Genomic DNA, 24,691 nt, shown 5'->3' on the forward strand with positions numbered 1-24,691 from the left:
AAAGAGTTATGGGTGAATGTTGAGATGTAAGTTTCAATTATAGATTCCAAGCTCTAAATTATTAAGTAATGAGAAAAAGACAGGCAAAGAAAAGACCACTTTTACCAGATCCAAGATTTAACGATCAATTGGTGACACGTTTTGTTAATATGATGATGTGGGACGGTAAAAAGTCAATCGCTTTCAGTGTTTTCTATGATGCAATGGATATCGTAGAAGAAAAAAAGACCGATGACGAAAAAACTGCTTTAGAGCTTTGGAAGGATGCCCTTTCAAATGTTATGCCTCATGTTGAGGTTAGAAGTAGAAGAGTAGGTGGTGCTACATTTCAAATTCCAATGCAAATTAGACCTGATCGTAAGATTTCCACTGCGATGAAATGGTTGATTAGCTTCGCTAGAAAGCGTAATGAAAAAGGAATGGCACAAAAATTAGCAGCTGAAGTTCTTGCCGCTTCGAAAGAAGAAGGTGCAGCGGTTAAAAAGAGAGTAGATACACATAAAATGGCAGAGGCTAATAAAGCTTTTTCACACTTTAGATTCTAATCAGAAATGGCAAGAGATTTAAAATTTACAAGAAACATAGGTATTGCTGCTCATATTGATGCTGGTAAAACAACAACAACTGAGCGTATACTTTTTTATACAGGTGTTAGTCATAAAATAGGTGAGGTGCATGATGGTGCGGCTACTATGGACTGGATGGAGCAGGAGCAAGAGCGTGGTATTACCATTACTTCTGCTGCAACAACATGTACATGGAAATTTCCAATGGAAAACGCAAAACCATTGCCTGATACCAAAGATTATCACTTTAATATAATAGATACTCCGGGACACGTTGATTTTACGGTTGAAGTTAACCGTTCTCTACGTGTTTTGGATGGTTTGGTTTTTCTTTTTAGTGCAGTCGATGGTGTAGAGCCTCAGTCTGAGACTAACTGGAGGTTGGCCGATAACTATAAAGTGCCTCGTATTGGTTTTGTTAACAAAATGGATCGTCAAGGTTCTAACTTTTTGAACGTGTGTAAGCAGGTTAAGGAGATGTTAGGGTCAAATGCTGTTCCAATTGTATTGCCTATTGGTGATGAAGCTGACTTTAGAGGTATTGTCGATTTGGCTAAAAACAGAGCAATAGTTTGGCACGAAGAAGGTTTTGGGTCAACTTTTGATGTTGTTGATATTCCAGAGGAAATGAAAGCTGAGGTTAAGGAGTATAGAGCTGCCTTGATCGAAGCGGTTGCGGAGTATGATGAGGAGTTGATGGAAAAATTCTTTGAAGATGAGGATTCTATCACGGAAGAGGAAGTTCATGCTGCATTAAGAGCTGCTGTAATGGATAGGGCTATTATCCCTATGGTCTGTGGTTCTTCATTTAAAAATAAAGGTGTTCAATTCTTGTTGGATGCTGTTTGTAGATATTTGCCTTCTCCTGTAGATAAGGATGCTATTGTTGGTGTAAATCCTGAAACTGGACAAGAAGAGTCTAGAAAACCTAGTGTAAAGGAGCCTTTCGCGGCTTTAGCTTTTAAAATTGCTACGGATCCATTTGTTGGTAGATTGGCGTTCTTTAGAACGTATTCTGGTCGTTTGGATGCTGGTTCTTATATATTGAACAATCGTTCAGGTAAAAAAGAACGTATTTCACGTATTTATCAAATGCATTCCAATAAACAAAATGCTATCGATTTTATCGAAGCTGGGGATATTGGGGCTGCGGTAGGTTTTAAGGATATTAAAACAGGTGATACAATGTCTGCTGAAAAGCATCCTATTGTATTGGAGAGTATGGACTTTCCTGATCCTGTAATTGGTATTGCTGTTGAGCCAAAAACTAAGGTTGATGTAGATAAGTTGGGTATGGCTTTGGCTAAATTAGCTGAAGAAGATCCTACATTCCAAGTGAAAACAGATGAGGCTTCAGGTCAGACAATTATTTCTGGTATGGGTGAGCTTCACTTGGATATTATTGTTGACCGTTTGAAACGTGAGTTCAAAGTAGAGGTAAACCAAGGTGAGCCACAGGTTGAGTACAAAGAGGCGCTTACTAAAATGGCTGCGCACAGAGAAACTTATAAGAAGCAATCTGGTGGTCGTGGTAAGTTTGGTGATATTGTATTTGAAATGAGTCCTGCAGATGAGGATTTCGAAGGAGAAGGGTTGCAGTTTGTTGATGAGATAAAAGGTGGTCGTATTCCTAAGGAATTTATTCCTTCTGTTGAAAAAGGATTTGCAGCTGCAATGCTTAATGGTCCATTAGCCGGATTTGAAATGGATTCAATGAAGGTTGTCTTAAAGGATGGTTCTTTCCACCCTGTGGATTCTGATGCACTTTCTTTTGAGCTTGCTGCAAAAATGGGATATAAAGCTGCAGGTAAAGCTGCTGGTGCCGTAATTATGGAGCCAATCATGAAAATCGAGGTGTTAACACCAGAAGAGAACATGGGTGATATAGTTGGTGATTTGAACCGTAGAAGAGGAACTATCTCTAGTATGAGTGATAGAGCTGGAGCTAAAGTTATTAAAGGTGAGGTGCCATTATCGGAAATGTTCGGTTATGTTACTTCTCTAAGAACACTTTCTTCGGGTAGAGCAACCTCTACAATGGAATTCTCTCACTATGCTGAGACTCCATCAAATATTTCAGAACAGGTTATTAAGGCAGCAAAAGGTGTTACAACCGCTTAATTTTTTAGAAAGATGAGCCAGAAAATAAGGATAAAATTAAAATCTTACGATCACAATTTGGTGGATAAGTCTGCTGAAAAAATCGTAAAAACGGTAAAAACTACCGGAGCTGTGGTAACTGGACCTATTCCTTTGCCAACGCATAAGAAAATATTTACAGTATTGCGTTCGCCGCACGTAAATAAGAAGTCTAGAGAGCAATTCCAACTTAGTTCTTATAAGAGATTGTTGGATATCTATAGTTCTTCATCAAAAACTATTGATGCCCTTATGAAGTTAGAGCTTCCTAGTGGTGTTGAGGTTGAGATAAAAGTATAGTTTTAACCCGTCCGGTTAGGATGGGGGACATGTCCCGAGCTGCGTGCGAGGGAAAAACGGAGAAAAACAATCAGGGTTGAATTGTTTTGACCCTGTTTTTTTGTCCCATAGTTAATGAGTATTTAATAAGTATATATAAACGGAAGGCGGGTTTGTGAAAATCTGAATTCCATAATCTAAAATCAGTATGTCTGGGTTAATTGGAAAAAAAGTAGGCATGACCAGCATCTTTGACGAGAACGGGAAGAACATTCCTTGTACTGTTATAGAAGCAGGACCATGTGTAGTTACCCAAGTCAGAACCGAAGAGGTTGATGGGTATAGTGCTCTTCAACTTGGTTTCGATGACAAGGCAGATAAGCGTGCTAATAAGGCCGAAGCGGGTCATTTTAAAAAGGCAGGTACATCTCCTAAGAAGAAAGTCGTTGAATTTCAAGGTTTTGATGAAGGTTACAAATTGGGTGACACAGTAGGTGTTGACGTATTTGTAGAAGGAGAATTTGTAGATGTTATTGGTACGTCTAAGGGTAAAGGTTTTCAAGGTGTTGTAAAGCGCCACGGATTTGGTGGTGTAGGTCAAGCTACCCACGGTCAGCATAACCGTTTGAGAGCTCCTGGTTCCATTGGTGCCGCATCTTATCCTGCTAGAGTTTTTAAAGGAATGAAAATGGCCGGAAGAATGGGTGGTGATAGAGTTACCGTTCAGAACCTTAGAGTGTTAAAGGTAGTGCCGGAGAAGAATCTTTTAGTTGTAAAAGGTGCGGTTCCAGGTCATAAGAATGCTTACGTAACTATCGAGAAGTAATGAAGGTAGCAGTTTTAGATATCAAAGGAAAAGAAACAGGTAGAAAGGCAGACCTTTCTGATGCTGTTTTTGCAATAGAGCCAAATGATCACGCCGTGTACCTGGATGTTAAGCAATACTTGGCACACCAGAGACAAGGTACGCACAAATCTAAGGAGCGTGCGGAAATTGCGGGTAGTACTCGTAAGATCAAAAAGCAAAAAGGAACTGGTACAGCGCGTGCCGGTAGTATTAAATCTCCTATTTTTAGAGGTGGTGGTAGAATTTTTGGACCAAGACCAAAGGATTACGGACAAAAGTTGAACAAAAACGTTAAGCGTTTGGCTCGTAAATCTGCTTTGAGTATTAAGTCTAAGGAGCAAGCAATTTTAGTTGTTGAAGACTTTAATTTTGATACACCAAAGACTAAGGATTTTAAAGGTGTTTTGAAGTCCTTAGGGCTTGAAAACAAAAAATCGTTGTTTGTCTTGGGTGATTCAAATAATAGCGTATATTTGTCTTCGCGAAATTTGAAAGGTTCCGAAGTTGTAACTTCCTCAGAAATAAGCACTTATAAAATTCTTAATGCAAACAGTATCGTATTGTTTGAGGGTGCTTTAGAAGGATTGGAGTCAAACTTAACAAAATAGAAAGCCATGAGTGTGTTGATAAAACCAATAATAACGGAAAAAATGACCGCCGAGAGCGAGTTGTACAATCGTTATGGTTTCATAGTTGATCCAAGGGCCAACAAGATTCAGATTAAAGACGCGGTAGAGGCAACTTACGGTGTTTCGGTTAAGAGTGTACGTACCATGAATTATGGTCCGTCTAGAAAAACGCGTTTCACCAAGACTGGAGTACAGCATGGTAAGACTAATGCAATTAAAAAAGCAATAGTTGATGTGGTTGAAGGTGATGCTATTGATTTTTACAGTAATCTATAAAGACAAGAAATGTCAGTTAGAAAATTAAAACCCATAACCCCCGGACAGCGTTTTAGAGTAGTAAATGGTTTTGATGCCATTACTGCTGATAAGCCGGAGAAGAGCTTGCTCGCTCCGTTAAAAAAATCGGGAGGAAGAAACAGTCAAGGAAAAATGACCATTCGCCATAGAGGTGGTGGGCATAAGAGAAGGTATCGTGTAATTGATTTCAAGAGGGATAAGCAAGATGTTGCTGCTACTGTTGAGTCAATTCAGTACGATCCAAACAGAACGGCTTTTATTGCATTGTTGAAGTATGCTGATGGTGAGAAAAGATACATCATTGCTCAAAACGGATTGCAAGTAGGTCAAGAGGTTGCTTCTGGTAGTAATGTTGCTCCTGAAATTGGAAATGCATTGCCAATAAGCGAGATACCGTTAGGTACTATTATTTCTTGTATAGAATTACGACCTGGTCAAGGAGCTGTTATGGCTAGAAGTGCAGGTACTTTTGCTCAGTTAATGGCAAAAGACGGTAAGTTCGTTACGGTTAAAATGCCTTCAGGTGAAACTAGGTTGATTTTGTCTACGTGTATGGCTACGATTGGAGCTATTTCAAACTCCGATCATCAGTTATTGGTGTCTGGTAAAGCGGGTAGAAGTAGATGGTTGGGTAGAAGACCTAGAACTAGACCTGTAGCTATGAACCCTGTTGATCACCCAATGGGTGGTGGTGAAGGTAGGGCTTCTGGTGGTCATCCAAGATCAAGAAACGGAATTCCGGCTAAAGGTTATAGAACGCGTACTAGAACCAAGAAGACGAATAAGTATATTCTAGAACGTAGAAAGAAATAAAAAGTAAGAAACAATGGCACGATCGTTAAAAAAAGGACCTTACGTTCATTATAGTTTGGATAAAAAAATCCAACAAAGCGTTTCTTCTGGAAAGAAGAGCGTTATAAAAACGTGGTCAAGAGCATCGATGATAACACCTGATTTTGTAGGTCAGACAATAGCTGTGCACAACGGAAGGCAGTTTGTTCCTGTTTTCGTTACAGAGAATATGGTAGGTCATAAATTAGGCGAATTTTCTCCAACAAGATCTTTTAGAGGTCATGCAGGAGCCAAGAACAAAGGAAAAAAGTAAGCTATGGGAGTTCGAAAAAAACAAATGGCCGAAAGAATTAAGGCTGAGAAAAAGCAGATAGCGTTCGCTAAATTGAACAACTGTCCTACGTCTCCTAGAAAAATGCGCTTGGTTGCGGATTTGGTTAGAGGTGTAAAAGTAGAGCAAGCATTGGCAATACTACGTTTTAATCCAAAGGAAGCTTCTCGTAAATTAGAGAAATTGTTGCTTTCTGCCTTGGCAAACTGGCAATCTAAGAATGAGGATGCTAGTGTAGAGGATGCGGATCTTTTTGTAAAGGAAATTCGTGTTGATGGTGGTAGTATGTTGAAAAGATTGCGTCCGGCCCCACAGGGTAGAGCGCATAGAATTAGAAAACGTTCCAACCATGTTACATTGGTATTGGGGTCTAATAATAATATAGAAAGCTAGAATGGGACAGAAAACAAATCCGATAGGGAATCGTCTAGGAATTATCAGAGGATGGGAATCTAACTGGTACGGTGGAAACGATTATGGAGATAAACTAGCTGAAGACGATAAAATACGTAAATATATTCATGCGCGTTTGGCCAAGGCTAGCGTTTCTAGAGTAATTATAGAGCGTACTTTAAAGTTGATTACAATAACTGTGACTACTGCAAGACCTGGTATTATTATCGGTAAAGGTGGTCAAGAGGTGGATAAGCTTAAAGAAGAGCTTAAGAAAATCACCAATAAAGAGGTTCAGATCAATATTTATGAGATTAAGAGGCCTGAGTTGGATGCAAATTTGGTAGCAGCTAGTGTTGCTCGTCAAATTGAAAGCAGAATTTCTTTTAGAAGAGCTATTAAAATGGCTATTGCTGCGGCAATGAGAATGAATGCTGAAGGAATCAAAATTCAGATTTCTGGTCGTTTGAACGGTGCTGAGATGGCGCGTTCGGAGTCTTATAAAGATGGTCGTATTCCATTATCTACTTTCCGTGCAGATATCGATTATGCTTTGCATGAAGCACAAACGACTTACGGTAAATTGGGTATCAAGGTTTGGATCATGAAAGGTGAAGTGTACGGCAAGCGTGAATTGTCTCCGTTAGTGGGTATGACTAAAGGTCAGTCTTCAAAAGGTGGTGATAAACGTGAAGGCGGAAGAAAGCAACGTCGTAGAAAGTAATTTTTTAAAGAAGTAAACAATGTTACAACCTAAAAGAACCAAGTTTCGTAAGATGCAAAAGGGCCGCATGAAAGGCAATGCGGGTAGAGGTTTCCAATTGTCTAATGGAATGTTCGGCATCAAAACTTTGGATTCAAAATTTATAACGTCACGTCAGATCGAGGCAGCTCGTATCGCGGCTACTAGATATATGAAAAGGCAAGGCCAGTTATGGATAAAAATATTTCCAGACAAGCCTATTACCAAAAAACCTCTTGAGGTTCGTATGGGTAAAGGTAAAGGTGCTCCTGAGTATTTTGTAGCGGTCGTTAAGCCTGGAAGAGTTTTATTTGAAGTTGCTGGTGTACCTATGGATGTTGCTAAGGAAGCATTGAGGTTGGCGGCACAAAAGTTACCTGTTAAGACAAAATTTATTGTGGCACGTGACTACGTTGATCAAGATTTAATCTAAGTTGTACCATGAAAAACAAAGAAATTAAAGAATTGTCTGTAGAAGAGCTTAAGCAAAAGCTGGCTGAGTTTAAAAAGGAGACTGCGAATCTTAAAATTGCGCATTATGTGACGCCTCTTGAGAATCCGCTTCAAATCAGAAAGGCAAGAAGAACGGTAGCTAGATTAGCAACGGAATTAACTAATAGGGAAAACCAATAACTGGTTCGGCTTTATGGAAGAAAAAAGAAACTTAAGAAAAGAGAGGATAGGGGTTGTAACCAGTAACAAAATGGAGAAATCCATTGTTGTGGCCGAGGTAAAGCGAGTAAAGCACCCTATGTACGGTAAGTTCGTTTTAAAGACGAAAAAATACGTTGCTCATGATGAAAAGAATGATTGTAACGAAGGTGATACCGTTAAGATAATGGAGACACGCCCGTTAAGCAAGACTAAAACTTGGCGTTTAGTAGAAATCTTAGAAAGAGCTAAATAATATGTTACAGCAAGAATCAAGATTAAAGGTAGCGGATAACACAGGGGCAAAAGAAGTTTTGACCATTCGTGTACTTGGTGGTACCAAGAGAAGATACGCTAGCATCGGAGATAAAATCGTTGTTACGGTTAAGGAAGCTACGCCAAACGGAGGTATCAAAAAAGGTGCTGTTTCTACGGCGGTAGTTGTTAGAACAAAGAAAGAAGTTAGAAGACCTGATGGTTCATATATTCGTTTCGATGACAATGCTTGTGTATTGTTGAATCCAACGGGAGAAATGAGAGGAACCCGTGTTTTTGGTCCGGTTGCCCGCGAGTTACGCGACAAGCAATTCATGAAAATTGTTTCATTGGCCCCAGAGGTACTATAATATTATAGCAAGCATGAAAAAGTTAAAAATTAAAACAGGAGATACGGTTCGTATCGTTGCTGGGGACCATAAAGGAACCGAAGGCAAGGTAATGAGCGTAGATCTTGAAAAGAACAAAGCCATCGTAGAAGGTGCTAACATGGTTTCTAAGCATCAGAAGCCTAGTGCGCAAAACCCTCAGGGTGGTATCGTTAAAAAAGAAGCTCCTATCCATATTTCCAATCTTGCCCTTATTGATGCAAAATCAGGTGAGACAACAAGAGTAGGGTACGAGGTTAGAGACGGAAAGAAAGTCCGGTTTTCTAAGAAATCCAATGAAGTAATATAAGTTATGGCTTACGTTTCGAGGTTAAAAAAAGAATATGGTGAGCGTATAGTAGATGCGCTTAAAGAAGAGTTTGGTTACAAGAATGTAATGCAGGTGCCAAAACTTGAGAAGATAGTTGTTAGTAGAGGTGTAGGAGCCGCTGTTGCAGATAAGAAACTTATCGATCATGCAGTAGAGGAGTTGACCAATATTACAGGACAAAGAGCTGTGGCTACTCTATCTAAGAAGGATGTTGCTGCGTTTAAGTTGCGTAAGGGTATGCCTATTGGCGCCAAAGTAACTTTACGTGGTGAGCGTATGTACGAATTTTTGGATCGTTTGATTACAAGTGCATTGCCGCGTGTTCGTGATTTTCAAGGTATTAAAGCTACTGGTTTTGATGGTCGTGGAAATTATAGCCTTGGTGTAACGGAGCAAATAATCTTTCCTGAAATCAATATTGATAAAATCAATAGAATTGACGGAATGGATATTACCTTTGTTACTTCTGCTGAAACGGACAAAGAAGCAAAATCATTATTAACAGAATTAGGATTACCTTTTAAAAAGAACTAGTATGGCTAAAGAATCAATGAAAGCCCGTGAGCGCAAAAGGGCAAAGACTGTTGCTAAATATGCCGAGAAAAGAAAAGCTTTGAAAGAAGCTGGAGATTACGAAGCATTGCAAAAGTTGCCAAAGAATGCATCACCTGTTCGTATGCACAATCGTTGCAAGTTAACAGGTAGGCCAAAAGGTTACATGAGAACTTTTGGTATCTCTAGGGTTACCTTCAGAGAAATGGCCAACCAAGGTCTTATACCAGGTGTTAAAAAGGCAAGCTGGTAGAATTATTGAATAACTGGTTTCAGGTTCGTTAATAAAGACGAAAACCGTTACCGAATTATATACAGATGGTTACAGATACTATAGCAGATTACCTAACGAGAGTTAGAAATGCCAGCAGAGCTGGTCACAGAGTGGTAGAGATACCTTCTTCCAAGGTGAAGAAAGAGATGACTAAAATATTGTTCGATCAGGGCTATATTTTAAGTTACAAGTTTGAGGAAGATAAAGTTCAGGGTACTATTAAGATTGCCTTGAAATATGACAAGGCAACAAAGGAGCCTGTTATTAAGAAAATACAAAGAGTTAGTAAGCCAGGTTTACGTAAGTATGCAGGAGCTGAAAACTTACCAAGAGTCTTGAACGGCTTAGGGATAGCGATAGTATCGACCTCTCATGGGGTTATGACTAGCAAGCAGGCAAAAAATGAGAATGTAGGTGGCGAGGTGCTTTGCTACGTATATTAATAGGATAAATAGTAAGAAATGTCAAGAATTGGTAATAATCCGGTAGCTATTCCTGAAGGGGTTACTGTTGAGGTAAAGGAAAACGAGGTTGTCGTAAAAGGCAAGTTGGGTGAGCTTACTCAAGAGTTTTCTGCCGTCGAGATAAAAATTGAAGAGAACCAGGTTTGGGTAACTAGACCGTCAGATTCTAAAGAGCATAAGGCAAAGCATGGTCTTTACCGTTCGCTAGTTAGAAATATGATCGAAGGTGTTTCTAAAGGTTGGACAAAAGAATTAGAACTTGTAGGTGTGGGTTACCGTGCCAGTAATCAAGGTCAGAAATTAGATATCGCCTTAGGATTTTCACACAATATAGTAATAGACATAGCTCCAGAAGTTAAGGTTGAAACTGTATCTGAGAAAGGAAAGAATCCAATTGTAAAATTGACATCTTTCGACAAACAATTGGTGGGTCAGATTGCCGCTAAAATACGAGGCTTCCGTAAGCCTGAGCCTTACAAAGGAAAAGGTGTTAAGTTTGTTGGCGAGCAATTAAGAAGAAAAGCAGGTAAATCAGCTTAATAGTATATCATGGGATTATCAACAAGCGAAAGAAAACAGAGAATACGGAGAAGAATCAGAAAGGTTTCCAATGGAACAGCGGAAAGACCTAGATTATCCGTTTTTAGAAGTAATAAAGAAATTTATGCTCAAGTTATAGACGATACAAAAGGGGCTACATTAGCTTTCGTATCTTCTAGAGATAAAGATTTGGCAAAAGAAAAAGGTACTAAAATTGAAATTGCAAACCTTGTTGGCAAGGCTATAGCTGCTAAGTGTAAAGAAGCAGGTATTGAAAAAGTTGCTTTTGATAGAGGTGGTAACCTTTACCACGGAAGAGTGAAATCTTTAGCTGAAGGCGCAAGGGAAGCAGGACTTAATTTTTAAATAGTAGTATGTACCAGAAATATAAAAACGTAGAGACCGTAAAACCCGGTGGGTTGGAACTTAAAGATAGATTGGTAGGCATACAACGTGTTACCAAAGTTACTAAAGGTGGTAGAGCTTTTGGTTTTTCAGCTATAGTTGTTGTAGGTGATGAAAACGGAGTTGTTGGTCACGGTTTAGGAAAATCTAAAGAAGTAGCAACTGCTATTGCCAAGGCTATTGAAGATGCAAAAAAGAATTTGATCCGTATTCCTTTGAACAAGGCAACATTGCCTCATGAACAAAAAGGGAAATTTGGTGGAGCTCGTGTATATATCCAACCGGCATCTCATGGTACCGGAGTTATTGCAGGTGGTGCGGTAAGAGCGGTATTGGAAGCTGTTGGCGTACAAGATGTATTGTCTAAGTCACAAGGTTCTTCTAACCCTCACAATGTGGTTAAAGCTACTTTTGATGCACTCTTACAATTAAGGGATGCTAGAACTGTAGCTGGTCAAAGAGGAGTTTCTCTTGAAAAAGTTTTTAAAGGATAAGTAGAAATATTATGGCAAAGAAAATTCTGGTAAAACAGTTAAAGAGTAGCATCAAAAGACCACAGAACCAAAAGCGTACATTGTCCGCTTTAGGTCTTAAGAAAATTGGTCAAGTAGTAGAGCATGATGCCACGCCGAATATACTCGGTATGATAGCAAAAGTTGAACATTTGGTTTCCACTGAGGAAGCTTAAATAGCATATTATAATGAATTTAAGTAATCTAAAGCCGGCAGATGGTTCTACCAATAGAGCTGGCAAGAGAATAGGTAGAGGTCAGGGATCTGGTAAAGGTGGGACTGCTGCAAGAGGACACAAAGGTGCTAAGTCTAGATCTGGTTACTCTAAGAAAATAGGTTTTGAAGGTGGTCAGATGCCATTACAAAGACGTGTGCCTAAATTTGGTTTTACTAATATAAACCGAGTGGAGTACCAAGGAATCAATATTGAGAAATTACAAGAGTTGGTCGATAACAAAAAGGTTAAAGACGCTGTAACTTTTGAAATGTTGGTGGAAAACGGTTTGGCCAAAAGTAAGGACCTTGTAAAAATATTAGGTGGTGGAGAGTTAAAAGCTTCACTTAAGGTTTCAGCGCATAAATTTACGGCAAGTGCCAAAGCGGCCATTGAAGCGGCTGGTGGAGAAGCAATAAATTTATAAGCATAACTGACCATGAAGAAATTTTTCGAGACCATATCCAATATTTGGAAGATAGACGAGCTAAGGAATAGGATTATGCTAACCCTTGGTTTGTTGTTGGTATACCGTTTTGGTTGTCAAATTGTTCTTCCGGGTATTGATTCTACACAATTAGCGGAATTAGCTTCAGGTACCGATTCTGGTATATTTGGGCTTTTGAATGCCTTTACTGGTGGTGCTTTTGCAAATGCATCAATTTTTGCCTTAGGTATTATGCCTTATATATCGGCATCTATTGTTGTTCAGCTTATGAGTATTGCTATACCTTATTTACAGAAGTTGGATAAAGAAGGTGAAAGTGGTAGAAAAACGAAGAATCAAATTACTCGTTGGTTAACTATTGGTATCTGTGTAGTTCAGGCCCCAGCTTATTTATACGGTCTGGAAGCTTTTGGAGTTCAAGATAGTGCCTTTGTTTTAGGTAAAGGATTGGATTTCATGGTTCCTGCAGTGATTATTTTGGTAACCGGTTGTGTTTTTGCAATGTGGTTGGGAGAGAAGATTACTGATAAGGGTATTGGTAATGGTATATCGCTTTTGATTATGATCGGTATTATTGCCACTATGCCTCAATCTTTTGTTCAAGAATTCATTTCTAGAACTGTAGATAACAATGGTGGTCTTATGTTTATCCTTATTGAAATTATACTTTGGTTCTTGGTGATCTTGGCCAGTATTCTTTTGGTAATGGCTACGCGTCAGATACCGGTGCAATATGCAAGAAGGACTGCTTCTGGTGGTTATGAGAAGAATATAATGGGGTCTAGGCAGTATATTCCGTTGAAGTTGAATGCTTCTGGAGTTATGCCTATTATCTTTGCTCAGGCTATAATGTTCGCTCCTAGTTTAATAGGAAAAACGTTCAACAACACCGCTGTGGGTCAGTGGATGGAAGTTCAGTTTCAGGATATATTTGGTCTAGCGTACAACGTATTGTTCGGTTTATTGATAATTATTTTCACGTATTTCTATACAGCTATTACAGTTCCGACCAATAAAATGGCAGATGATTTGAAAAGAAGTGGTGGTTTTATACCTGGAATTAGACCAGGAAAAGAGACAGGAGACTTCTTAGATAAAATAATGTCTTTGATTACATTGCCAGGTTCCGTATTTTTGGCGCTTTTAGCAGTATTACCTGCTATAGTAGTTAAATTAATGGATATTCAAGCGGGTTGGGCTTTATTCTATGGTGGTACATCACTTTTAATTATGGTGGGTGTGGCAATAGATACAGTACAACAAGTAAATGCATATTTGCTAAATAGACATTATGACGGGTTGATGAAAACTGGGAAAAATAGAAAAGTCGCATAAGTATGGCTAAACAAGCAGCAATAGAACAAGACGGGTCTATAATTGAAGCATTGTCAAACGCAATGTTTAGAGTAGAGTTAGAGAACGGTCATGTAGTAACGGCTCACATTTCAGGAAAGATGCGTATGCATTATATTAAGTTACTTCCTGGAGATAAAGTGAAATTGGAGATGAGTCCTTATGATTTATCCAAGGCCAGAATTACATATAGATATTAGTAATACGATAGAAGAATAAGAACGATGAAAGTAAGAGCATCAGTTAAGAAAAGAAGTGCCGACTGCAAGATTGTACGCAGAAAGGGCAGGTTGTACGTAATCAACAAAAAGAATCCTAGATTTAAACAAAGACAAGGATAGTTATGGCAAGAATTGCAGGTGTAGACATACCAAAACAGAAGAGGGGCGTAATTGCATTGACCTATATTTTTGGTGTCGGTAGAAGTAGGGCTAAAGAGATTTTGGAAATAGCCCAAGTAAGTGAGGATACGAAAGTGTCTGATTGGAACGATGATGAGATTGGTCGTATCAGGGATGCGGTTTCTTCTTTTACTATAGAAGGTGAGTTACGTTCTGAAACACAGCTTAATATTAAGCGTTTGATGGATATAGGTTGTTACCGTGGTATTCGTCACAGATCAGGTCTTCCCCTTAGAGGACAACGTACAAAGAATAACTCTAGGACGAGAAAAGGAAAAAGAAAAACGGTAGCCAACAAGAAGAAGGCAACTAAATAATAAGTAGGTTATTATGGCAAAGGCAACTACAAAATCAGGTGCAAAAGCGGCAAAGAAGCGTAAAGTAATCGTTGACTCGGTTGGAGAAGCTCACGTAACTGCATCTTTTAATAATATTATAATTTCCCTTACCAATAAAAAAGGAGATGTCATTTCTTGGTCATCTGCTGGAAAAATGGGTTTTAGAGGGTCTAAGAAAAACACTCCTTATGCTGCGCAGGTAGCTGCAGAAGAGTGTTCTAAAACTGCTCATGAGGCTGGTTTAAGAAAAGTAAAGGTCTATGTTAAAGGACCTGGTAACGGAAGAGAATCTGCAATTCGTGCCGTTCATAATTCTGGTATAGAAGTTACCGAAATTATTGATGTTACACCGATGCCGCATAACGGTTGTCGTCCTCCAAAAAGAAGAAGAGTTTAATTAATTACTAATATTTCACAGAAGTGTTTTTTACGATTATCGAAGGATAAGCCTTAATTCATAATCACACTTCTTAATTTAAGAAAATGGCAAGATATACAGGACCTAAGAGTAAAATCGCCCGTAAGTTTGGCGAAGCAATTTTCGGAGATGACAAATCTTTCGAAAAAAAGAATTATCCTCCAGGACAACATGGTAACGCAAGACGTAGAGGTAAAAAGTCTGAGTACGCGGTACAGTTAATGGAGAAGCAAAAAGCTAAGTATACCTACGGTATCTTAGAAAAGCAGTTTAGAAACATTTTTGCTACTGCTAAAAGAAAAGAAGGTGTTACCGGTGAGGTATTACTTCAATTATGTGAGTCACGTTTGGACAATGTAGTTTTCCGTATGGGAATCTCTCCATCAAGAAGAGGAGCAAGACAATTGGTTTCGCACAGACATATTACCGTAAATGGTGAGTTGGTGAACATACCATCTTATTCTTTAAAGCCAGGTGATGTTGTTGGTGTACGTGAAAAATCTAAATCTTTACAGGCCATACAAGATTCACTTGCTGCTAACAGTAAAGTGTACGAATGGATAACTTGGAATTCAGAAAAGAAAGAAGGTGCTTTTGTAACCGTTCCTGAAAGACTTCAAATTCCAGAGAATATCAAAGAACAATTAATAGTTGAGCTTTACTCTAAATAATAAAGAACACTAAGTCATATGGCATTATTTAATTTTCAGAAACCCGATAAAGTAATAATGATCGATTCTTCGGATTTCGAAGGGAAGTTCGAATTTCGTCCTTTGGAGCCCGGTTATGGGTTAACTGTAGGGAACGCACTAAGAAGAGTGTTGCTTTCATCATTAGAAGGCCATGCGATTACCTCTGTGAGAATGGATGGTGTGGAACATGAATTTTCGGTTGTTTCTGGCATAGTAGAAGATGTTACGGAAATAATATTGAATCTTAAACAAGTTCGTTTTAAGAAGCAGATAGAAGATTCTGAAGCAGAAGTAGTTTCAATTTCCGTAAGTGGAAAAGAGCAATTGACTGCTGGTGATTTCCAGAAATTTATTTCGGGTTACCAAGTGTTGAATCCGGATTTGGTTATCTGTAATATGGATTCTAAAGTGAACATCAACATGGAAATAGTTATAGACAAAGGTCGTGGCTATGTTCCTGCAGATGAGAATAAGAAATCCAATGCTGCTTTAGGTACGATTGCTATTGACTCTATATTTACTCCTATAAAAAATGTAAAATATAGTATTGAGAACTTTCGTGTAGAGCAAAAGACAGATTACGAAAAATTGGTTTTCGAAATTGTTACAGATGGTTCTATTCATCCTAAAGATGCTTTAACAGAAGGAGCTAAGGTTTTGATTCATCACTTTATGTTGTTTTCTGATGAGCGTATCACTTTGGAAGCAGATGAGATTGCCCAAACAGAGACTTATGATGAGGAATCACTTCACATGCGTCAGTTGTTGAAAACTAAATTGGTAGATATGGATCTTTCCGTTCGTGCCTTGAATTGTTTGAAGGCCGCTGAAGTAGATACTTTAGGAGATTTAGTTTCTTTCAATAAGAATGACTTGATGAAATTTAGAAATTTCGGTAAGAAGTCATTAACAGAGTTAGAAGAATTGGTTATCAATAAGGGGCTTAGCTTCGGGATGGACCTTTCAAAATATAAATTAGATAAAGATTAATCGATATTTCTTACACGAAGGGAAATTCCCTGGGATTGGAGAAATACATTAGAACAAAATAATGAGACACGGTAAAAAAGTCAATCATTTAGGACGTAAAACAGCGCACAGAAAAGCGATGTTGGCCAACATGGCATGTTCCTTGATCGAGCACAAAAGAATTAATACAACCGTAGCTAAGGCTAAGGCGTTAAAGCAATTTGTTGAGCCTTTGATTACAAAATCAAAAGCAGAAAACAATCTAACTGCAGAAAAGGGAACTCATAACAGACGTATCGTTTTCAAAAACCTAAGAGATAAGTATGCGGTTACTGAATTGTTCAGTACTGTTGCAGAGAAGGTTGCTGATAGACCAGGTGGTTACACAAGAATTATTAAACTTGGTAATCGTTTAGGAGATAACGCTGATATGGCTATGATAGAGTTGGTTGATTTTAACGAACTTTACAATGCTGGTAAAGCCAAGAAGAAAACTACTAGAAGAAGTAGAAGAAGTGGTGGTAAAGGCGAAGAAGAAGCTGCTAAGGTAGAGGCTAAGGAAACTAAAACTCCACCAGTAGTTGCTGAAGATTCTGAAAAGGGGTCTCAGAAAGATATTGAAGCTAAAGCAGACGATTCAGAAGAATAAGATGTTGATATTTAATAATATTTGGAAAAGGATAAACTTAATAGTTTATCCTTTTTTTATGTTTATTTGTGAAATTAAAAAAAATACAGACGTATGAAGTATCAATCCCGAAAGAAAGCATTGTTATTGTTGGCCGATGGAACCATTTTTTATGGAAAATCAGTAGGCGATAAAGAGGGGACTGCATTTGGAGAGGTTTGTTTTAATACTGGAATGACGGGGTATCAAGAGATATTTACCGATCCATCATATTTCGGTCAAATAATGGTAACCACAAATGCCCATATTGGTAATTATGGTACCGTTGCCGAAGAAGTAGAGTCAGATTCAGTTAAGATATCTGGTTTGGTTTGTAGAAATTTCAGTTACAACTATTCAAGACCAAGAGCGGACAAGAGTTTAGAGAGTTTCTTAGATGAAAATGAACTTTTTGCTATATCCGATGTAGACACCCGTGCATTGGTGAGCTATATTAGAGATAATGGAGCTATGAACGCCGTAATATCTACAGATGTAGATAATATTGAAGAATTAAAGGAGAAATTGGCCAAAGTGCCAAGTATGGAAGGGCTGGAACTAGCATCTAGTGTGTCAACCTCTGAGCCTTATTTTTATGGAGATGACAATGCACCTCTTAAAATTGCGGCATTGGATATAGGAATTAAAAAGAATATTCTAAGAAACCTAGCCAAAAGAGGAGGTTACATAAAGGTTTTCCCTTACAACACTTCTTTTAAGGAAATGGAAGCATGGGGAGCGGATGGATATTTTATTTCAAACGGTCCTGGCGATCCGGAACCTTTGTCTGATGCTATAGAGACAGCTAAAGGTATGATTTCTAGCGGTAAACCTGTTTTTGGAATATGTCTAGGACACCAAGTTATTGCTTTGGCAAACGGGGTTTCTACTTATAAAATGCATAATGGCCACAGGGGAATTAATCATCCTATCTTGAACCTGCTCAGTGGAAAAGGGGAAATTACCTCGCAGAACCATGGTTTTGCCGTGAATAGAGAAGAAACCGAGGCTAATACTAATTTAGAGATTACACATATACATCTAAATGACCAAACTGTTGCCGGTATTCGTATGAAGGACAAAGACGTGTTTTCGGTGCAATATCACCCGGAAGCTAGTGCTGGTCCACATGATGCAGAATATTTATTTGATCAATTCTTTGAAATGATCGAGAAAAATTCAGTAGCTCTGGCTTAAGGTTAAGTAATTGTTATAATATCGGTAATATAGTTGCGCCGTACAATACATTACTTACGCGGTTTTGTATATTTGCAGCTAGCTAAATTTAATAGAATTCGAAACATAAAATTATATTTATGAGTATCATATTAAGTGTACATGCACGTCAGATTTTAGATTCAAGAGGAAACCCGACCGTAGAGGTAGATGTAATTACCGAGAACGGTGTAATGGGTAGGGCTGCAGTACCATCTGGAGCATCAACAGGAGAACATGAGGCTGTAGAGCTTCGTGATGGAGGAAAAACCTTTATGGGTAAAAGTGTTCTTAAAGCGGTAGAGAATGTAAATACAGTTATTGCCGAAGAAATTTTGGGAATGTCCGTTTTTGAGCAAAATCTTCTTGATCAAGTAATGATCGACTTAGATGGTACTCTAAATAAATCAAAATTAGGGGCCAACGCTATTTTAGGTGTTTCTTTAGCGGCAGCTAAGGCAGCGGCCAATGAGTTGGGCATGTCTTTGTTCCGTTATGTGGGTGGTGTAAGTGCGAACACATTACCAGTGCCAATGATGAATATCATCAATGGCGGTTCGCATTCAGATGCACCTATCGCTTTTCAGGAATTTATGGTTATGCCGGTAAAGGCAAAGAGCTTTTCTCATGCCATGCAAATGGGTACTGAAATCTTCCACAACCTTAAAAAGGTACTTCATGATAGAGGTCTAAGTACGGCTGTAGGTGATGAAGGTGGTTTTGCTCCTAACTTGGCAGGAGGTACTGAAGATGCATTGGATACCATTGCAAAAGCGGTTGAGAATGCAGGTTATAAATTAGGTGATGAAATCATGATCGCTTTGGATTGTGCTTCTGCTGAATTCTATGTAGACGGTAAATATGACTACACTAAATTTGAGGGCGATAAAGGAGTGGTAAGAACTTCTGAAGAGCAAGCTCAGTACTTGGCAGATTTAAGTGCTAAATATCCTATCATTTCAATTGAAGATGGTATGGATGAAAATGATTGGGACGGTTGGAAATCTTTGACCGAAAAAATAGGAGATAAAGTACAGTTGGTAGGAGATGATCTTTTTGTAACCAATGTTGAGCGTTTATCTAAAGGTATCGAAAATGGCATTGCTAACTCAATTTTGATTAAAGTAAACCAAATAGGTACATTAACTGAGACTATTGCAGCGGTTAATATGGCTAAAAATGCTGGATATACTTCTGTTATGAGCCACAGATCTGGTGAAACAGAGGATAATACCATAGCAGATTTGGCTGTAGCGTTAAATACGGGTCAGATTAAAACTGGTTCAGCTTCTAGGTCGGATCGTATGGCCAAGTATAACCAATTGCTTCGTATTGAGGAAGAATTAGGAGATACGGCCTATTATCCTCAGGATAAAGCGTTTAAGATTAAGTAGTGATTTAAGACAGCTAAATGTAATTTAAAAAAAAGCCTTTCTTTTCGATATATTTCGAACTAGAAAGGCTTTTTTTTTGGACTAATGACAAAGTTTGCCTACCTTTTTAACAAACTTCTAACCAGAACTTCGCATGAATAACTTTCTATTTGTTGCTGCTGAAAATGATGCTATACCTAATTGTAAAGCAGGGGGCATGGGCGATGTTGTGCGAGATGTACCAAGGCACATATCCAAACGTGGAGATAAGGTACAGGTTGTTGTACCATCGTACTCCAGGCTTCACCTAAACGGAACATTTAGAACAAACCTTAATTTTCAGTTAAGGGGAACTACATACAGTGCCGAGCTCTATGAGGTAGTTGGGAAAAAAGAATGCCCCAATATCGTTCATTATGTCATTCATCACCCGGAGATTCAAGAAGGTGGTATAGCCCATATTTATCATGATGACCCCACAGAACCTTTCTTTACTGATTTTATAAAATACATTATTTTCTGCACCGCCGTCGCGGAAGCAATAAAAATGGGAGCTTTTGGAGAGCTAGATGTTGTTCATATGCATGATTGGCATGCAAGCGCATTATTATTTCTAAAAACTTATCACCCAAGGTACAAGGAGTTGAAGAAAATGAGATATGTCTACAGCATTCACAACTTGGCTATACAGGGTATACGACCATTTTATGATAATTATGCATCTGTACATAACTGGTTTCCGGAACTGCAGTTGGATCATGAGGCCTTAAAAGATCCAAGATATGAAGATTGTATTAACCTTATGGCGGTGGGTATTCGCCTTGCGGATTCGGTGCATACCGTGTCACCATCGTATAAGGAAGATGTAATGTTGCCTAGTGCCAGGCCCGAATTTGTAGGTGGAGAGAGTTTGGAGAAAGATTTGCAGCAAGCAAATAATGAAGGACGCTTAATAGGAATTCTAAACGCTTCAAACTATAATAACATCAGAAAGGCCGAGAAAGGGTTGCTATACCGCAATACGATTAAAGCACTTTTTGGGTGGTTACAGGATGAATCAAAAAAATACAAAGCGGATTTCTTGGCCCATACCGGCGAAAAAATCATGCAACATGTAGATGAAAAGCCTAAGTTCATTGTCTCTAGTGTAGCTAGGCTAACGGAGCAAAAGTTTTATTTTTTTAAACGATCGCCGGAAGCCTTTGAACAAATGCTGGAAAGACTACAAAAAGTAGACGGAATCTTTATGCTTTTAGGGACTGGAGATCCAGATTACGAAGAGTTTTTCCGTAGCATGAGTTACAAACACCATAACTTTGTTTTTACCAATGGTCAATCAGAAGATTTAATAGATTCCATCTACTTGGAATCGGATTTGTATTGTATGCCTAGTCTTTTTGAACCTTGTGGTATTAGCCAAATGTTGGCTATGCGTAATGGTAACCCTTGTTTTGTTCATCATACAGGAGGGTTAAAAGATACGGTTGAACATCATGTTACGGGTTTTGCCTTTGACGGAAAGACCTATGATGAAAAAATAAAAAATATGGTCAAGAACTTTAGCGAGGCCATAGATGTCTGGGAGAACGATAAGGCCAAGTGGAAAAAAATTAAGGGTAATGCAGAAAAGGTTCGTTTTACCTGGGAAAAATCTTTGGATGAATACTATGAGAAACTGTATGTTCTCTAGTAAAAATCTATTATTCTACAACAACCAATTAAATCATTGTTAATTATTAACTAAAGAAAAAAACATCATTGTTAAGATGTTACATTTTCCGTAAATTTACATCCACTTCAATTTTAAGTAAAATTCAAAAATGTCAGATAAAGCTACTTTAGAGTATAACGGTAAGAAATACGATTTTCCAGTAATAAAGGGCACCGAAGATGAGCTCGCCATAGATATCAAGAGTTTACGAGCGTCCACAAACGGTATAATAACTATAGATCCAGGCTATAAGAACACAGGTTCTTGTGAAAGTGCCATAACTTTCTTAGATGGTGAGAAGGGAATTTTAAGATATAGAGGGTATTCTATAGAAGAGCTTGCCGAAAAAGCAGATTTTTTAGAGGTTGCCTACCTTTTGATTTTTGGAGAATTACCGAATAAAGTAGAATTAGAAAAATTTCATGCAGATATAAGAGATGAATCTCATGTAGATGAAGAAATGAAAAAGATTTTGGACGGATTTCCAAAATCTGCACATCCCATGGGCGTACTATCGTCTTTGACCAGTGCGCTTATAGCATTTAATCCATCTACCGTAGATGTTTCTTCTGATAAGGACATGTACCATGCCATTGTACGTATTTTAGCTAAGTTCCCGGTTCTTGTGGCTTGGACACTTAGAAAGAAAAAAGGTTTGCCTTTGGATTATGGCGATGATACTTTAGGTTACGTGGAGAACATTCATAAAATGATGTTCAAAAAACCAAATCAAGTGTACCAAAAGAACGATTTGGTTATAGATGCTTTGGATAAATTATTGATTTTACACGCAGATCATGAGCAGAACTGTTCTACATCAACCGTGAGAATAGTAGGTTCTTCGCATGCAGGTTTGTTCGCTTCGCTTTCGGCAGGAATCTCTGCTCTTTGGGGACCGTTGCACGGTGGTGCCAATCAAGCGGTTTTAGAAATGCTTGAGGCCATTGAGAAAGATGGGGGAGATACAAAGAAATATATGGCGAAGGCCAAGGATAAGTCAGATCCGTTTAGATTAATGGGCTTTGGCCATAGGGTTTATAAAAACTTTGATCCACGCGCAAAAATTATTAAAAAAGCAGCGGATGATGTATTGGGTAATTTAGGTATTGAAGATCCTATTTTAGAAATCGCTAAAGGTCTTGAAAAAGAAGCTTTGGAGGACCAGTATTTCGTAGATAGAAAATTATATCCTAACGTAGATTTTTATTCAGGTATAATCTATCGTGCTTTAGGTATACCTACTGAAATGTTTACCGTTATGTTCGCTTTAGGCCGTTTGCCAGGGTGGATTGCTCAATGGAGAGAAATGCGTTTAAGAGGAGAGCCGATAGGAAGACCAAGACAAGTTTATATTGGGGCTACTTTACGTCCTTTTGTAGATGTAGATTTAAGATAGATTATAATAACTATTTATAGAAGTGTACATTTTTGAGAATCTCAAGAGTGGACACTTTTTTTATTTCGGGAATGTGTATTGCCCGTCATTTCGTTCTCTTATCTTTGGCAAAAAAAATAGTATATGCTAAAGCTTCATGTTAACGACGAGATTTCTAGGTTAAGGGCCGTAGTTTTGGGTACTGCCAAGAGTAATGGTCCCGTTCCAAAGCCAGAAGAGGCGTATGACCCTAAATCATTGGAACATATTTTGGCGGGAACCTATCCAAAGGAAGAGGATATGGTTTTGGAGATGGAAGCCTTTGCCAAGGTATTCCAAAAATATGATGTACAGGTTTTTAGACCTGAGGTTCTACAGGACTGTAATCAGATTTTTTCAAGGGATATAGCATTTGTTATAGAGGATAAACTTATCATAGCCAATATTTTGCCGGATAGGGAAAAAGAGGTAGAAGCCATTCTTCATGTTTTAGATAAAATTGAAGACCAGAATATTTTACATCCACCGGTTGAAGTCCATGTAGAAGGTGGTGATGTCATGCCTTGGCAAGATTATATTTTTATTGGCACTTATACCGCAGATGATTATCCCATTTATATTACGGCCAGAACAAATCAAGCGGCCGTAGATTATATTACGGAACAATTTCCGAATAAAAAGGTCAAATCGTTTCAGTTGCGTAAGTCCAATACTGATGCAAAGCAGAATGCACTTCATTTAGATTGCTGTTTTCAGCCCTTGGGAAAAGGAAAGGCAATTTTGCATAAAAATGGATTTTTGATAGAAGAGGAGTACCAATGGTTGGTAGACTTCTTTGGAAAAGAAAACATATTTGAAATTTCGGCAGATGAAATGTACCAAATGTTTAGCAACGTATTCTCTATTTCACCGGAAGTAATAGTTTCTGAAAAGAATTTTACACGACTCAACACTTGGTTGCGTGAACAAGGCTTTACGGTGGAGGAAATCCCGTATGCTCAAATTGCAAAACAGGAAGGCCTTTTACGTTGCAGTACCCTACCGTTAATTAGGGACTAATGCCACTTTCAGGATATTTTAGGGGTATTGTTAGGTGTTTTGTTTTAACAATATTGTCCTCTTATTTTTCTATTCTACACTAGGCTACACAGATTTAAAAGCACTAATTTTGCTTCAACTTAATTGAATTTATTATGCAGATTACGAACACTATACTCATGATTCGTCCGGTTAATTTTAGGATGAACGAGCAGACTGCGGTCAACAATTACTTTCAAGAAGATATTGATATTCAAAATACTACTATTAACGAAAAGGCTCAACAGGAATTTGATGCTTTTGTAACCGTTTTACGAAGTAAGGGTGTAAACGTAGTTGTAGTTGAGGACACGAAAGAACCCGATACTCCGGATTCTATTTTCCCAAATAATTGGATATCCTTTCATGCGAATGGTACCGTAGGTCTGTACCCTATGTTTGCGGAAAATAGACGTAATGAAAGACGAGAGGATATTCTGGAAACTCTTGAGGAAAACGGGTTTCAGATAGAAAATATTGTAGATTATACATCTGCTGAAGCCGAAGGTGTTTTTCTTGAGGCCACAGGAAGTATGGCTTTGGACCGTGTAAATAAAAAGGCGTACTGCGCTCTATCCAGTAGGGCAGATGAGGATTTGTTTATCGAGTTCTGCGAAGATTTTGAATATTCACCGGTCATCTTTACGGCAAACCAATCTGTAGATGGTAAGAGAATGCCTATATATCATACCAATGTAATGATGTGTTTGGCCGAAGATTTTTCGGTTATCTGTTTGGATACTATAGATGATAAGAAGGAACGTAAAAATGTTATTGGTCATCTAAAAGAAGATGGTAAGGAAGTTATTGCCATTACTGAGCAGCAAATGCACCATTTTGCAGGAAATATGCTTCAAGTTTCAGGTAGTGATGACAAGAGATATTTGGTAATGAGTTCCTCGGCATACCATAGTTTAACTCCAGCACAAGTTGAAGCTATTGAAAAGCATTGCGAGATTATCCATAGTTCTTTGGAAACCATAGAGACCTGTGGTGGAGGGAGTGCACGCTGTATGATGGCCGAAGTTTTTCTGCCGCGTTCAAAATAAGG

Annotated in this window: 37 protein-coding genes; all 37 read left to right on the top strand. The window is 38.4% G+C overall.

Annotated elements, in window-relative coordinates; translation table 11 throughout:
* Positions 1-68 precede the first annotated feature (68 nt).
* The 37 genes from rpsG (at position 69) to ctlX (ending at position 24,689) form a co-directional block, all read left to right on the top strand.
* On the top strand, positions 69-545 hold the full coding sequence (rpsG, locus tag SJY45_RS16870; RefSeq protein ID WP_013993855.1) for a 30S ribosomal protein S7: 477 nt from the start codon (positions 69-71) through the stop codon (positions 543-545).
* A 6-nt stretch (positions 546-551) separates the two neighbouring features.
* Complete coding sequence (fusA, locus tag SJY45_RS16875; RefSeq protein WP_215438413.1) at positions 552-2,687, top strand: elongation factor G; 2,136 nt, start codon at positions 552-554, stop codon at positions 2,685-2,687.
* 12 nt (positions 2,688-2,699) lie between these two features.
* Positions 2,700-3,005: a 30S ribosomal protein S10 gene (rpsJ, locus tag SJY45_RS16880; RefSeq protein ID WP_007094989.1), complete on the top strand. Its 306-nt coding sequence runs from the start codon at positions 2,700-2,702 to the stop codon at positions 3,003-3,005.
* A 187-nt stretch (positions 3,006-3,192) separates the two neighbouring features.
* Positions 3,193-3,810, top strand: a complete 618-nt coding sequence (gene rplC / locus SJY45_RS16885; protein ID WP_215912891.1) for a 50S ribosomal protein L3 — start codon at positions 3,193-3,195, stop codon at positions 3,808-3,810.
* Positions 3,810-4,439 carry a 50S ribosomal protein L4 gene (gene rplD, locus SJY45_RS16890; protein ID WP_400072242.1) on the top strand — a complete coding sequence of 210 codons (630 nt, stop codon included), beginning with the start codon at positions 3,810-3,812 and terminating at the stop codon, positions 4,437-4,439. The genes rplC and rplD overlap by 1 nt, the downstream gene beginning before the upstream one ends.
* Before the next feature lie 6 nt (positions 4,440-4,445).
* Positions 4,446-4,736, top strand: a complete 291-nt coding sequence (gene rplW / locus SJY45_RS16895) for a 50S ribosomal protein L23 (protein WP_215438410.1) — start codon at positions 4,446-4,448, stop codon at positions 4,734-4,736.
* Positions 4,737-4,745: 9 nt separating this feature from the next.
* Positions 4,746-5,570 (top strand): 50S ribosomal protein L2, encoded by an 825-nt coding sequence (gene rplB, locus SJY45_RS16900; protein WP_215438409.1) that lies wholly within the window; start codon positions 4,746-4,748, stop codon positions 5,568-5,570.
* Positions 5,571-5,583: 13 nt separating this feature from the next.
* Positions 5,584-5,862 carry a 30S ribosomal protein S19 gene (gene rpsS / locus SJY45_RS16905; RefSeq protein ID WP_215438408.1) on the top strand — a complete coding sequence of 93 codons (279 nt, stop codon included), beginning with the start codon at positions 5,584-5,586 and terminating at the stop codon, positions 5,860-5,862.
* Between the two features lie 3 nt (positions 5,863-5,865).
* Complete coding sequence (gene rplV / locus SJY45_RS16910; protein WP_215438407.1) at positions 5,866-6,273, top strand: 50S ribosomal protein L22; 408 nt, start codon at positions 5,866-5,868, stop codon at positions 6,271-6,273.
* 1 nt (position 6,274) lies between these two features.
* Complete coding sequence (gene rpsC, locus SJY45_RS16915) at positions 6,275-6,997, top strand: 30S ribosomal protein S3 (RefSeq protein ID WP_038238165.1); 723 nt, start codon at positions 6,275-6,277, stop codon at positions 6,995-6,997.
* A 19-nt stretch (positions 6,998-7,016) separates the two neighbouring features.
* A complete protein-coding gene (gene rplP / locus SJY45_RS16920) occupies positions 7,017-7,448 on the top strand; it encodes a 50S ribosomal protein L16 (RefSeq protein ID WP_215438406.1) in 432 nt (143 codons plus the stop codon).
* 8 nt (positions 7,449-7,456) lie between these two features.
* Positions 7,457-7,648, top strand: coding sequence for a 50S ribosomal protein L29 (gene rpmC, locus SJY45_RS16925; RefSeq protein ID WP_215438405.1), 192 nt, complete (start codon positions 7,457-7,459; stop codon positions 7,646-7,648).
* A gap of 13 nt (positions 7,649-7,661) precedes the next feature.
* On the top strand, positions 7,662-7,922 hold the full coding sequence (gene rpsQ, locus SJY45_RS16930; protein ID WP_013993866.1) for a 30S ribosomal protein S17: 261 nt from the start codon (positions 7,662-7,664) through the stop codon (positions 7,920-7,922).
* A 1-nt stretch (position 7,923) separates the two neighbouring features.
* Positions 7,924-8,292, top strand: coding sequence for a 50S ribosomal protein L14 (rplN, locus tag SJY45_RS16935; RefSeq protein ID WP_013993867.1), 369 nt, complete (start codon positions 7,924-7,926; stop codon positions 8,290-8,292).
* A 13-nt stretch (positions 8,293-8,305) separates the two neighbouring features.
* Complete coding sequence (gene rplX, locus SJY45_RS16940) at positions 8,306-8,620, top strand: 50S ribosomal protein L24 (protein ID WP_215438404.1); 315 nt, start codon at positions 8,306-8,308, stop codon at positions 8,618-8,620.
* A 3-nt stretch (positions 8,621-8,623) separates the two neighbouring features.
* Positions 8,624-9,175: a 50S ribosomal protein L5 gene (gene rplE, locus SJY45_RS16945; protein WP_215438403.1), complete on the top strand. Its 552-nt coding sequence runs from the start codon at positions 8,624-8,626 to the stop codon at positions 9,173-9,175.
* A 1-nt stretch (position 9,176) separates the two neighbouring features.
* Complete coding sequence (gene rpsN, locus SJY45_RS16950) at positions 9,177-9,446, top strand: 30S ribosomal protein S14 (RefSeq protein ID WP_013305180.1); 270 nt, start codon at positions 9,177-9,179, stop codon at positions 9,444-9,446.
* A 65-nt stretch (positions 9,447-9,511) separates the two neighbouring features.
* Positions 9,512-9,910, top strand: coding sequence for a 30S ribosomal protein S8 (rpsH, locus tag SJY45_RS16955; protein ID WP_215438402.1), 399 nt, complete (start codon positions 9,512-9,514; stop codon positions 9,908-9,910).
* An 18-nt stretch (positions 9,911-9,928) separates the two neighbouring features.
* The gene (gene rplF / locus SJY45_RS16960; protein ID WP_215438401.1) at positions 9,929-10,471 is read left to right on the top strand and encodes a 50S ribosomal protein L6; all 543 of its coding nucleotides are present in this window, start codon (positions 9,929-9,931) and stop codon (positions 10,469-10,471) included.
* 9 nt (positions 10,472-10,480) lie between these two features.
* Positions 10,481-10,837 (top strand): 50S ribosomal protein L18, encoded by a 357-nt coding sequence (gene rplR / locus SJY45_RS16965; protein WP_215438400.1) that lies wholly within the window; start codon positions 10,481-10,483, stop codon positions 10,835-10,837.
* 8 nt (positions 10,838-10,845) lie between these two features.
* The gene (gene rpsE / locus SJY45_RS16970; protein ID WP_215438399.1) at positions 10,846-11,370 is read left to right on the top strand and encodes a 30S ribosomal protein S5; all 525 of its coding nucleotides are present in this window, start codon (positions 10,846-10,848) and stop codon (positions 11,368-11,370) included.
* A gap of 11 nt (positions 11,371-11,381) precedes the next feature.
* Positions 11,382-11,564, top strand: a complete 183-nt coding sequence (rpmD, locus tag SJY45_RS16975; protein WP_215438398.1) for a 50S ribosomal protein L30 — start codon at positions 11,382-11,384, stop codon at positions 11,562-11,564.
* Positions 11,565-11,577: 13 nt separating this feature from the next.
* Complete coding sequence (gene rplO, locus SJY45_RS16980) at positions 11,578-12,030, top strand: 50S ribosomal protein L15 (protein ID WP_215438397.1); 453 nt, start codon at positions 11,578-11,580, stop codon at positions 12,028-12,030.
* A 12-nt stretch (positions 12,031-12,042) separates the two neighbouring features.
* Positions 12,043-13,386, top strand: coding sequence for a preprotein translocase subunit SecY (gene secY / locus SJY45_RS16985; RefSeq protein WP_215438396.1), 1,344 nt, complete (start codon positions 12,043-12,045; stop codon positions 13,384-13,386).
* A 2-nt stretch (positions 13,387-13,388) separates the two neighbouring features.
* Complete coding sequence (infA, locus tag SJY45_RS16990; protein ID WP_013751343.1) at positions 13,389-13,604, top strand: translation initiation factor IF-1; 216 nt, start codon at positions 13,389-13,391, stop codon at positions 13,602-13,604.
* 24 nt (positions 13,605-13,628) lie between these two features.
* Positions 13,629-13,745, top strand: coding sequence for a type B 50S ribosomal protein L36 (gene ykgO, locus SJY45_RS16995; RefSeq protein WP_013305171.1), 117 nt, complete (start codon positions 13,629-13,631; stop codon positions 13,743-13,745).
* A 2-nt stretch (positions 13,746-13,747) separates the two neighbouring features.
* Positions 13,748-14,122 (top strand): 30S ribosomal protein S13, encoded by a 375-nt coding sequence (gene rpsM / locus SJY45_RS17000; RefSeq protein ID WP_194524636.1) that lies wholly within the window; start codon positions 13,748-13,750, stop codon positions 14,120-14,122.
* 13 nt (positions 14,123-14,135) lie between these two features.
* Positions 14,136-14,540, top strand: coding sequence for a 30S ribosomal protein S11 (rpsK, locus tag SJY45_RS17005; protein WP_038238201.1), 405 nt, complete (start codon positions 14,136-14,138; stop codon positions 14,538-14,540).
* An 86-nt stretch (positions 14,541-14,626) separates the two neighbouring features.
* Positions 14,627-15,232, top strand: coding sequence for a 30S ribosomal protein S4 (gene rpsD, locus SJY45_RS17010; RefSeq protein ID WP_215438395.1), 606 nt, complete (start codon positions 14,627-14,629; stop codon positions 15,230-15,232).
* Between the two features lie 18 nt (positions 15,233-15,250).
* Positions 15,251-16,243, top strand: coding sequence for a DNA-directed RNA polymerase subunit alpha (locus SJY45_RS17015; RefSeq protein ID WP_215438394.1), 993 nt, complete (start codon positions 15,251-15,253; stop codon positions 16,241-16,243).
* 61 nt (positions 16,244-16,304) lie between these two features.
* Positions 16,305-16,871, top strand: a complete 567-nt coding sequence (gene rplQ, locus SJY45_RS17020; RefSeq protein ID WP_215912888.1) for a 50S ribosomal protein L17 — start codon at positions 16,305-16,307, stop codon at positions 16,869-16,871.
* A 93-nt stretch (positions 16,872-16,964) separates the two neighbouring features.
* Positions 16,965-18,086, top strand: a complete 1,122-nt coding sequence (gene carA, locus SJY45_RS17025; RefSeq protein WP_400072253.1) for a glutamine-hydrolyzing carbamoyl-phosphate synthase small subunit — start codon at positions 16,965-16,967, stop codon at positions 18,084-18,086.
* Between the two features lie 119 nt (positions 18,087-18,205).
* Positions 18,206-19,498, top strand: coding sequence for a phosphopyruvate hydratase (gene eno, locus SJY45_RS17030; RefSeq protein ID WP_400072255.1), 1,293 nt, complete (start codon positions 18,206-18,208; stop codon positions 19,496-19,498).
* Between the two features lie 133 nt (positions 19,499-19,631).
* On the top strand, positions 19,632-21,167 hold the full coding sequence (locus tag SJY45_RS17035; protein WP_400072257.1) for a glycogen synthase: 1,536 nt from the start codon (positions 19,632-19,634) through the stop codon (positions 21,165-21,167).
* Positions 21,168-21,297: 130 nt separating this feature from the next.
* A complete protein-coding gene (locus SJY45_RS17040; protein ID WP_215438389.1) occupies positions 21,298-22,584 on the top strand; it encodes a citrate synthase in 1,287 nt (428 codons plus the stop codon).
* A 123-nt stretch (positions 22,585-22,707) separates the two neighbouring features.
* Positions 22,708-23,622 (top strand): dimethylarginine dimethylaminohydrolase family protein, encoded by a 915-nt coding sequence (locus tag SJY45_RS17045; RefSeq protein ID WP_400072259.1) that lies wholly within the window; start codon positions 22,708-22,710, stop codon positions 23,620-23,622.
* 134 nt (positions 23,623-23,756) lie between these two features.
* The gene (gene ctlX, locus SJY45_RS17050) at positions 23,757-24,689 is read left to right on the top strand and encodes a citrulline utilization hydrolase CtlX (protein WP_400072261.1); all 933 of its coding nucleotides are present in this window, start codon (positions 23,757-23,759) and stop codon (positions 24,687-24,689) included.
* Positions 24,690-24,691 lie beyond the last annotated feature (2 nt).

It is taken from the genome of Zobellia russellii (genome assembly GCF_044597075.1).
In the GTDB taxonomy this organism is placed as follows: Bacteria; Bacteroidota; Bacteroidia; order Flavobacteriales; family Flavobacteriaceae; genus Zobellia; species Zobellia russellii.

What these genes read in the sequence shown, in the direction of transcription:
- rpsE (WP_215438399.1), top strand. Translation starts at nt 10,846, where the DNA reads ATGTACCAGAAATATAAAAACGTAGAGACCGTAAAACCCGGTGGGTTG.
- rpsJ (WP_007094989.1), top strand. Translation starts at nt 2,700, where the DNA reads ATGAGCCAGAAAATAAGGATAAAATTAAAATCTTACGATCACAATTTG.
- rpsS (WP_215438408.1), top strand. Translation starts at nt 5,584, where the DNA reads ATGGCACGATCGTTAAAAAAAGGACCTTACGTTCATTATAGTTTGGAT.
- rplE (WP_215438403.1), top strand. Translation starts at nt 8,624, where the DNA reads ATGGCTTACGTTTCGAGGTTAAAAAAAGAATATGGTGAGCGTATAGTA.
- ykgO (WP_013305171.1), top strand. Translation starts at nt 13,629, where the DNA reads ATGAAAGTAAGAGCATCAGTTAAGAAAAGAAGTGCCGACTGCAAGATT.
- ctlX (WP_400072261.1), top strand. Translation starts at nt 23,757, where the DNA reads ATGCAGATTACGAACACTATACTCATGATTCGTCCGGTTAATTTTAGG.
- rplD (WP_400072242.1), top strand. Translation starts at nt 3,810, where the DNA reads ATGAAGGTAGCAGTTTTAGATATCAAAGGAAAAGAAACAGGTAGAAAG.
- rpsN (WP_013305180.1), top strand. Translation starts at nt 9,177, where the DNA reads ATGGCTAAAGAATCAATGAAAGCCCGTGAGCGCAAAAGGGCAAAGACT.
- rpsQ (WP_013993866.1), top strand. Translation starts at nt 7,662, where the DNA reads ATGGAAGAAAAAAGAAACTTAAGAAAAGAGAGGATAGGGGTTGTAACC.
- rpsM (WP_194524636.1), top strand. Translation starts at nt 13,748, where the DNA reads ATGGCAAGAATTGCAGGTGTAGACATACCAAAACAGAAGAGGGGCGTA.
- rplN (WP_013993867.1), top strand. Translation starts at nt 7,924, where the DNA reads ATGTTACAGCAAGAATCAAGATTAAAGGTAGCGGATAACACAGGGGCA.
- rpmD (WP_215438398.1), top strand. Translation starts at nt 11,382, where the DNA reads ATGGCAAAGAAAATTCTGGTAAAACAGTTAAAGAGTAGCATCAAAAGA.
- rplB (WP_215438409.1), top strand. Translation starts at nt 4,746, where the DNA reads ATGTCAGTTAGAAAATTAAAACCCATAACCCCCGGACAGCGTTTTAGA.
- secY (WP_215438396.1), top strand. Translation starts at nt 12,043, where the DNA reads ATGAAGAAATTTTTCGAGACCATATCCAATATTTGGAAGATAGACGAG.
- rpsG (WP_013993855.1), top strand. Translation starts at nt 69, where the DNA reads ATGAGAAAAAGACAGGCAAAGAAAAGACCACTTTTACCAGATCCAAGA.
- infA (WP_013751343.1), top strand. Translation starts at nt 13,389, where the DNA reads ATGGCTAAACAAGCAGCAATAGAACAAGACGGGTCTATAATTGAAGCA.
- SJY45_RS17040 (WP_215438389.1), top strand. Translation starts at nt 21,298, where the DNA reads ATGTCAGATAAAGCTACTTTAGAGTATAACGGTAAGAAATACGATTTT.
- rplX (WP_215438404.1), top strand. Translation starts at nt 8,306, where the DNA reads ATGAAAAAGTTAAAAATTAAAACAGGAGATACGGTTCGTATCGTTGCT.
- fusA (WP_215438413.1), top strand. Translation starts at nt 552, where the DNA reads ATGGCAAGAGATTTAAAATTTACAAGAAACATAGGTATTGCTGCTCAT.
- rpsH (WP_215438402.1), top strand. Translation starts at nt 9,512, where the DNA reads ATGGTTACAGATACTATAGCAGATTACCTAACGAGAGTTAGAAATGCC.
- rplR (WP_215438400.1), top strand. Translation starts at nt 10,481, where the DNA reads ATGGGATTATCAACAAGCGAAAGAAAACAGAGAATACGGAGAAGAATC.
- SJY45_RS17045 (WP_400072259.1), top strand. Translation starts at nt 22,708, where the DNA reads ATGCTAAAGCTTCATGTTAACGACGAGATTTCTAGGTTAAGGGCCGTA.
- rplC (WP_215912891.1), top strand. Translation starts at nt 3,193, where the DNA reads ATGTCTGGGTTAATTGGAAAAAAAGTAGGCATGACCAGCATCTTTGAC.
- rplQ (WP_215912888.1), top strand. Translation starts at nt 16,305, where the DNA reads ATGAGACACGGTAAAAAAGTCAATCATTTAGGACGTAAAACAGCGCAC.
- rpmC (WP_215438405.1), top strand. Translation starts at nt 7,457, where the DNA reads ATGAAAAACAAAGAAATTAAAGAATTGTCTGTAGAAGAGCTTAAGCAA.
- SJY45_RS17035 (WP_400072257.1), top strand. Translation starts at nt 19,632, where the DNA reads ATGAATAACTTTCTATTTGTTGCTGCTGAAAATGATGCTATACCTAAT.
- eno (WP_400072255.1), top strand. Translation starts at nt 18,206, where the DNA reads ATGAGTATCATATTAAGTGTACATGCACGTCAGATTTTAGATTCAAGA.
- carA (WP_400072253.1), top strand. Translation starts at nt 16,965, where the DNA reads ATGAAGTATCAATCCCGAAAGAAAGCATTGTTATTGTTGGCCGATGGA.
- rplF (WP_215438401.1), top strand. Translation starts at nt 9,929, where the DNA reads ATGTCAAGAATTGGTAATAATCCGGTAGCTATTCCTGAAGGGGTTACT.
- rplP (WP_215438406.1), top strand. Translation starts at nt 7,017, where the DNA reads ATGTTACAACCTAAAAGAACCAAGTTTCGTAAGATGCAAAAGGGCCGC.
- rplO (WP_215438397.1), top strand. Translation starts at nt 11,578, where the DNA reads ATGAATTTAAGTAATCTAAAGCCGGCAGATGGTTCTACCAATAGAGCT.
- rpsC (WP_038238165.1), top strand. Translation starts at nt 6,275, where the DNA reads ATGGGACAGAAAACAAATCCGATAGGGAATCGTCTAGGAATTATCAGA.
- rplV (WP_215438407.1), top strand. Translation starts at nt 5,866, where the DNA reads ATGGGAGTTCGAAAAAAACAAATGGCCGAAAGAATTAAGGCTGAGAAA.
- rpsD (WP_215438395.1), top strand. Translation starts at nt 14,627, where the DNA reads ATGGCAAGATATACAGGACCTAAGAGTAAAATCGCCCGTAAGTTTGGC.
- rplW (WP_215438410.1), top strand. Translation starts at nt 4,446, where the DNA reads ATGAGTGTGTTGATAAAACCAATAATAACGGAAAAAATGACCGCCGAG.
- rpsK (WP_038238201.1), top strand. Translation starts at nt 14,136, where the DNA reads ATGGCAAAGGCAACTACAAAATCAGGTGCAAAAGCGGCAAAGAAGCGT.
- SJY45_RS17015 (WP_215438394.1), top strand. Translation starts at nt 15,251, where the DNA reads ATGGCATTATTTAATTTTCAGAAACCCGATAAAGTAATAATGATCGAT.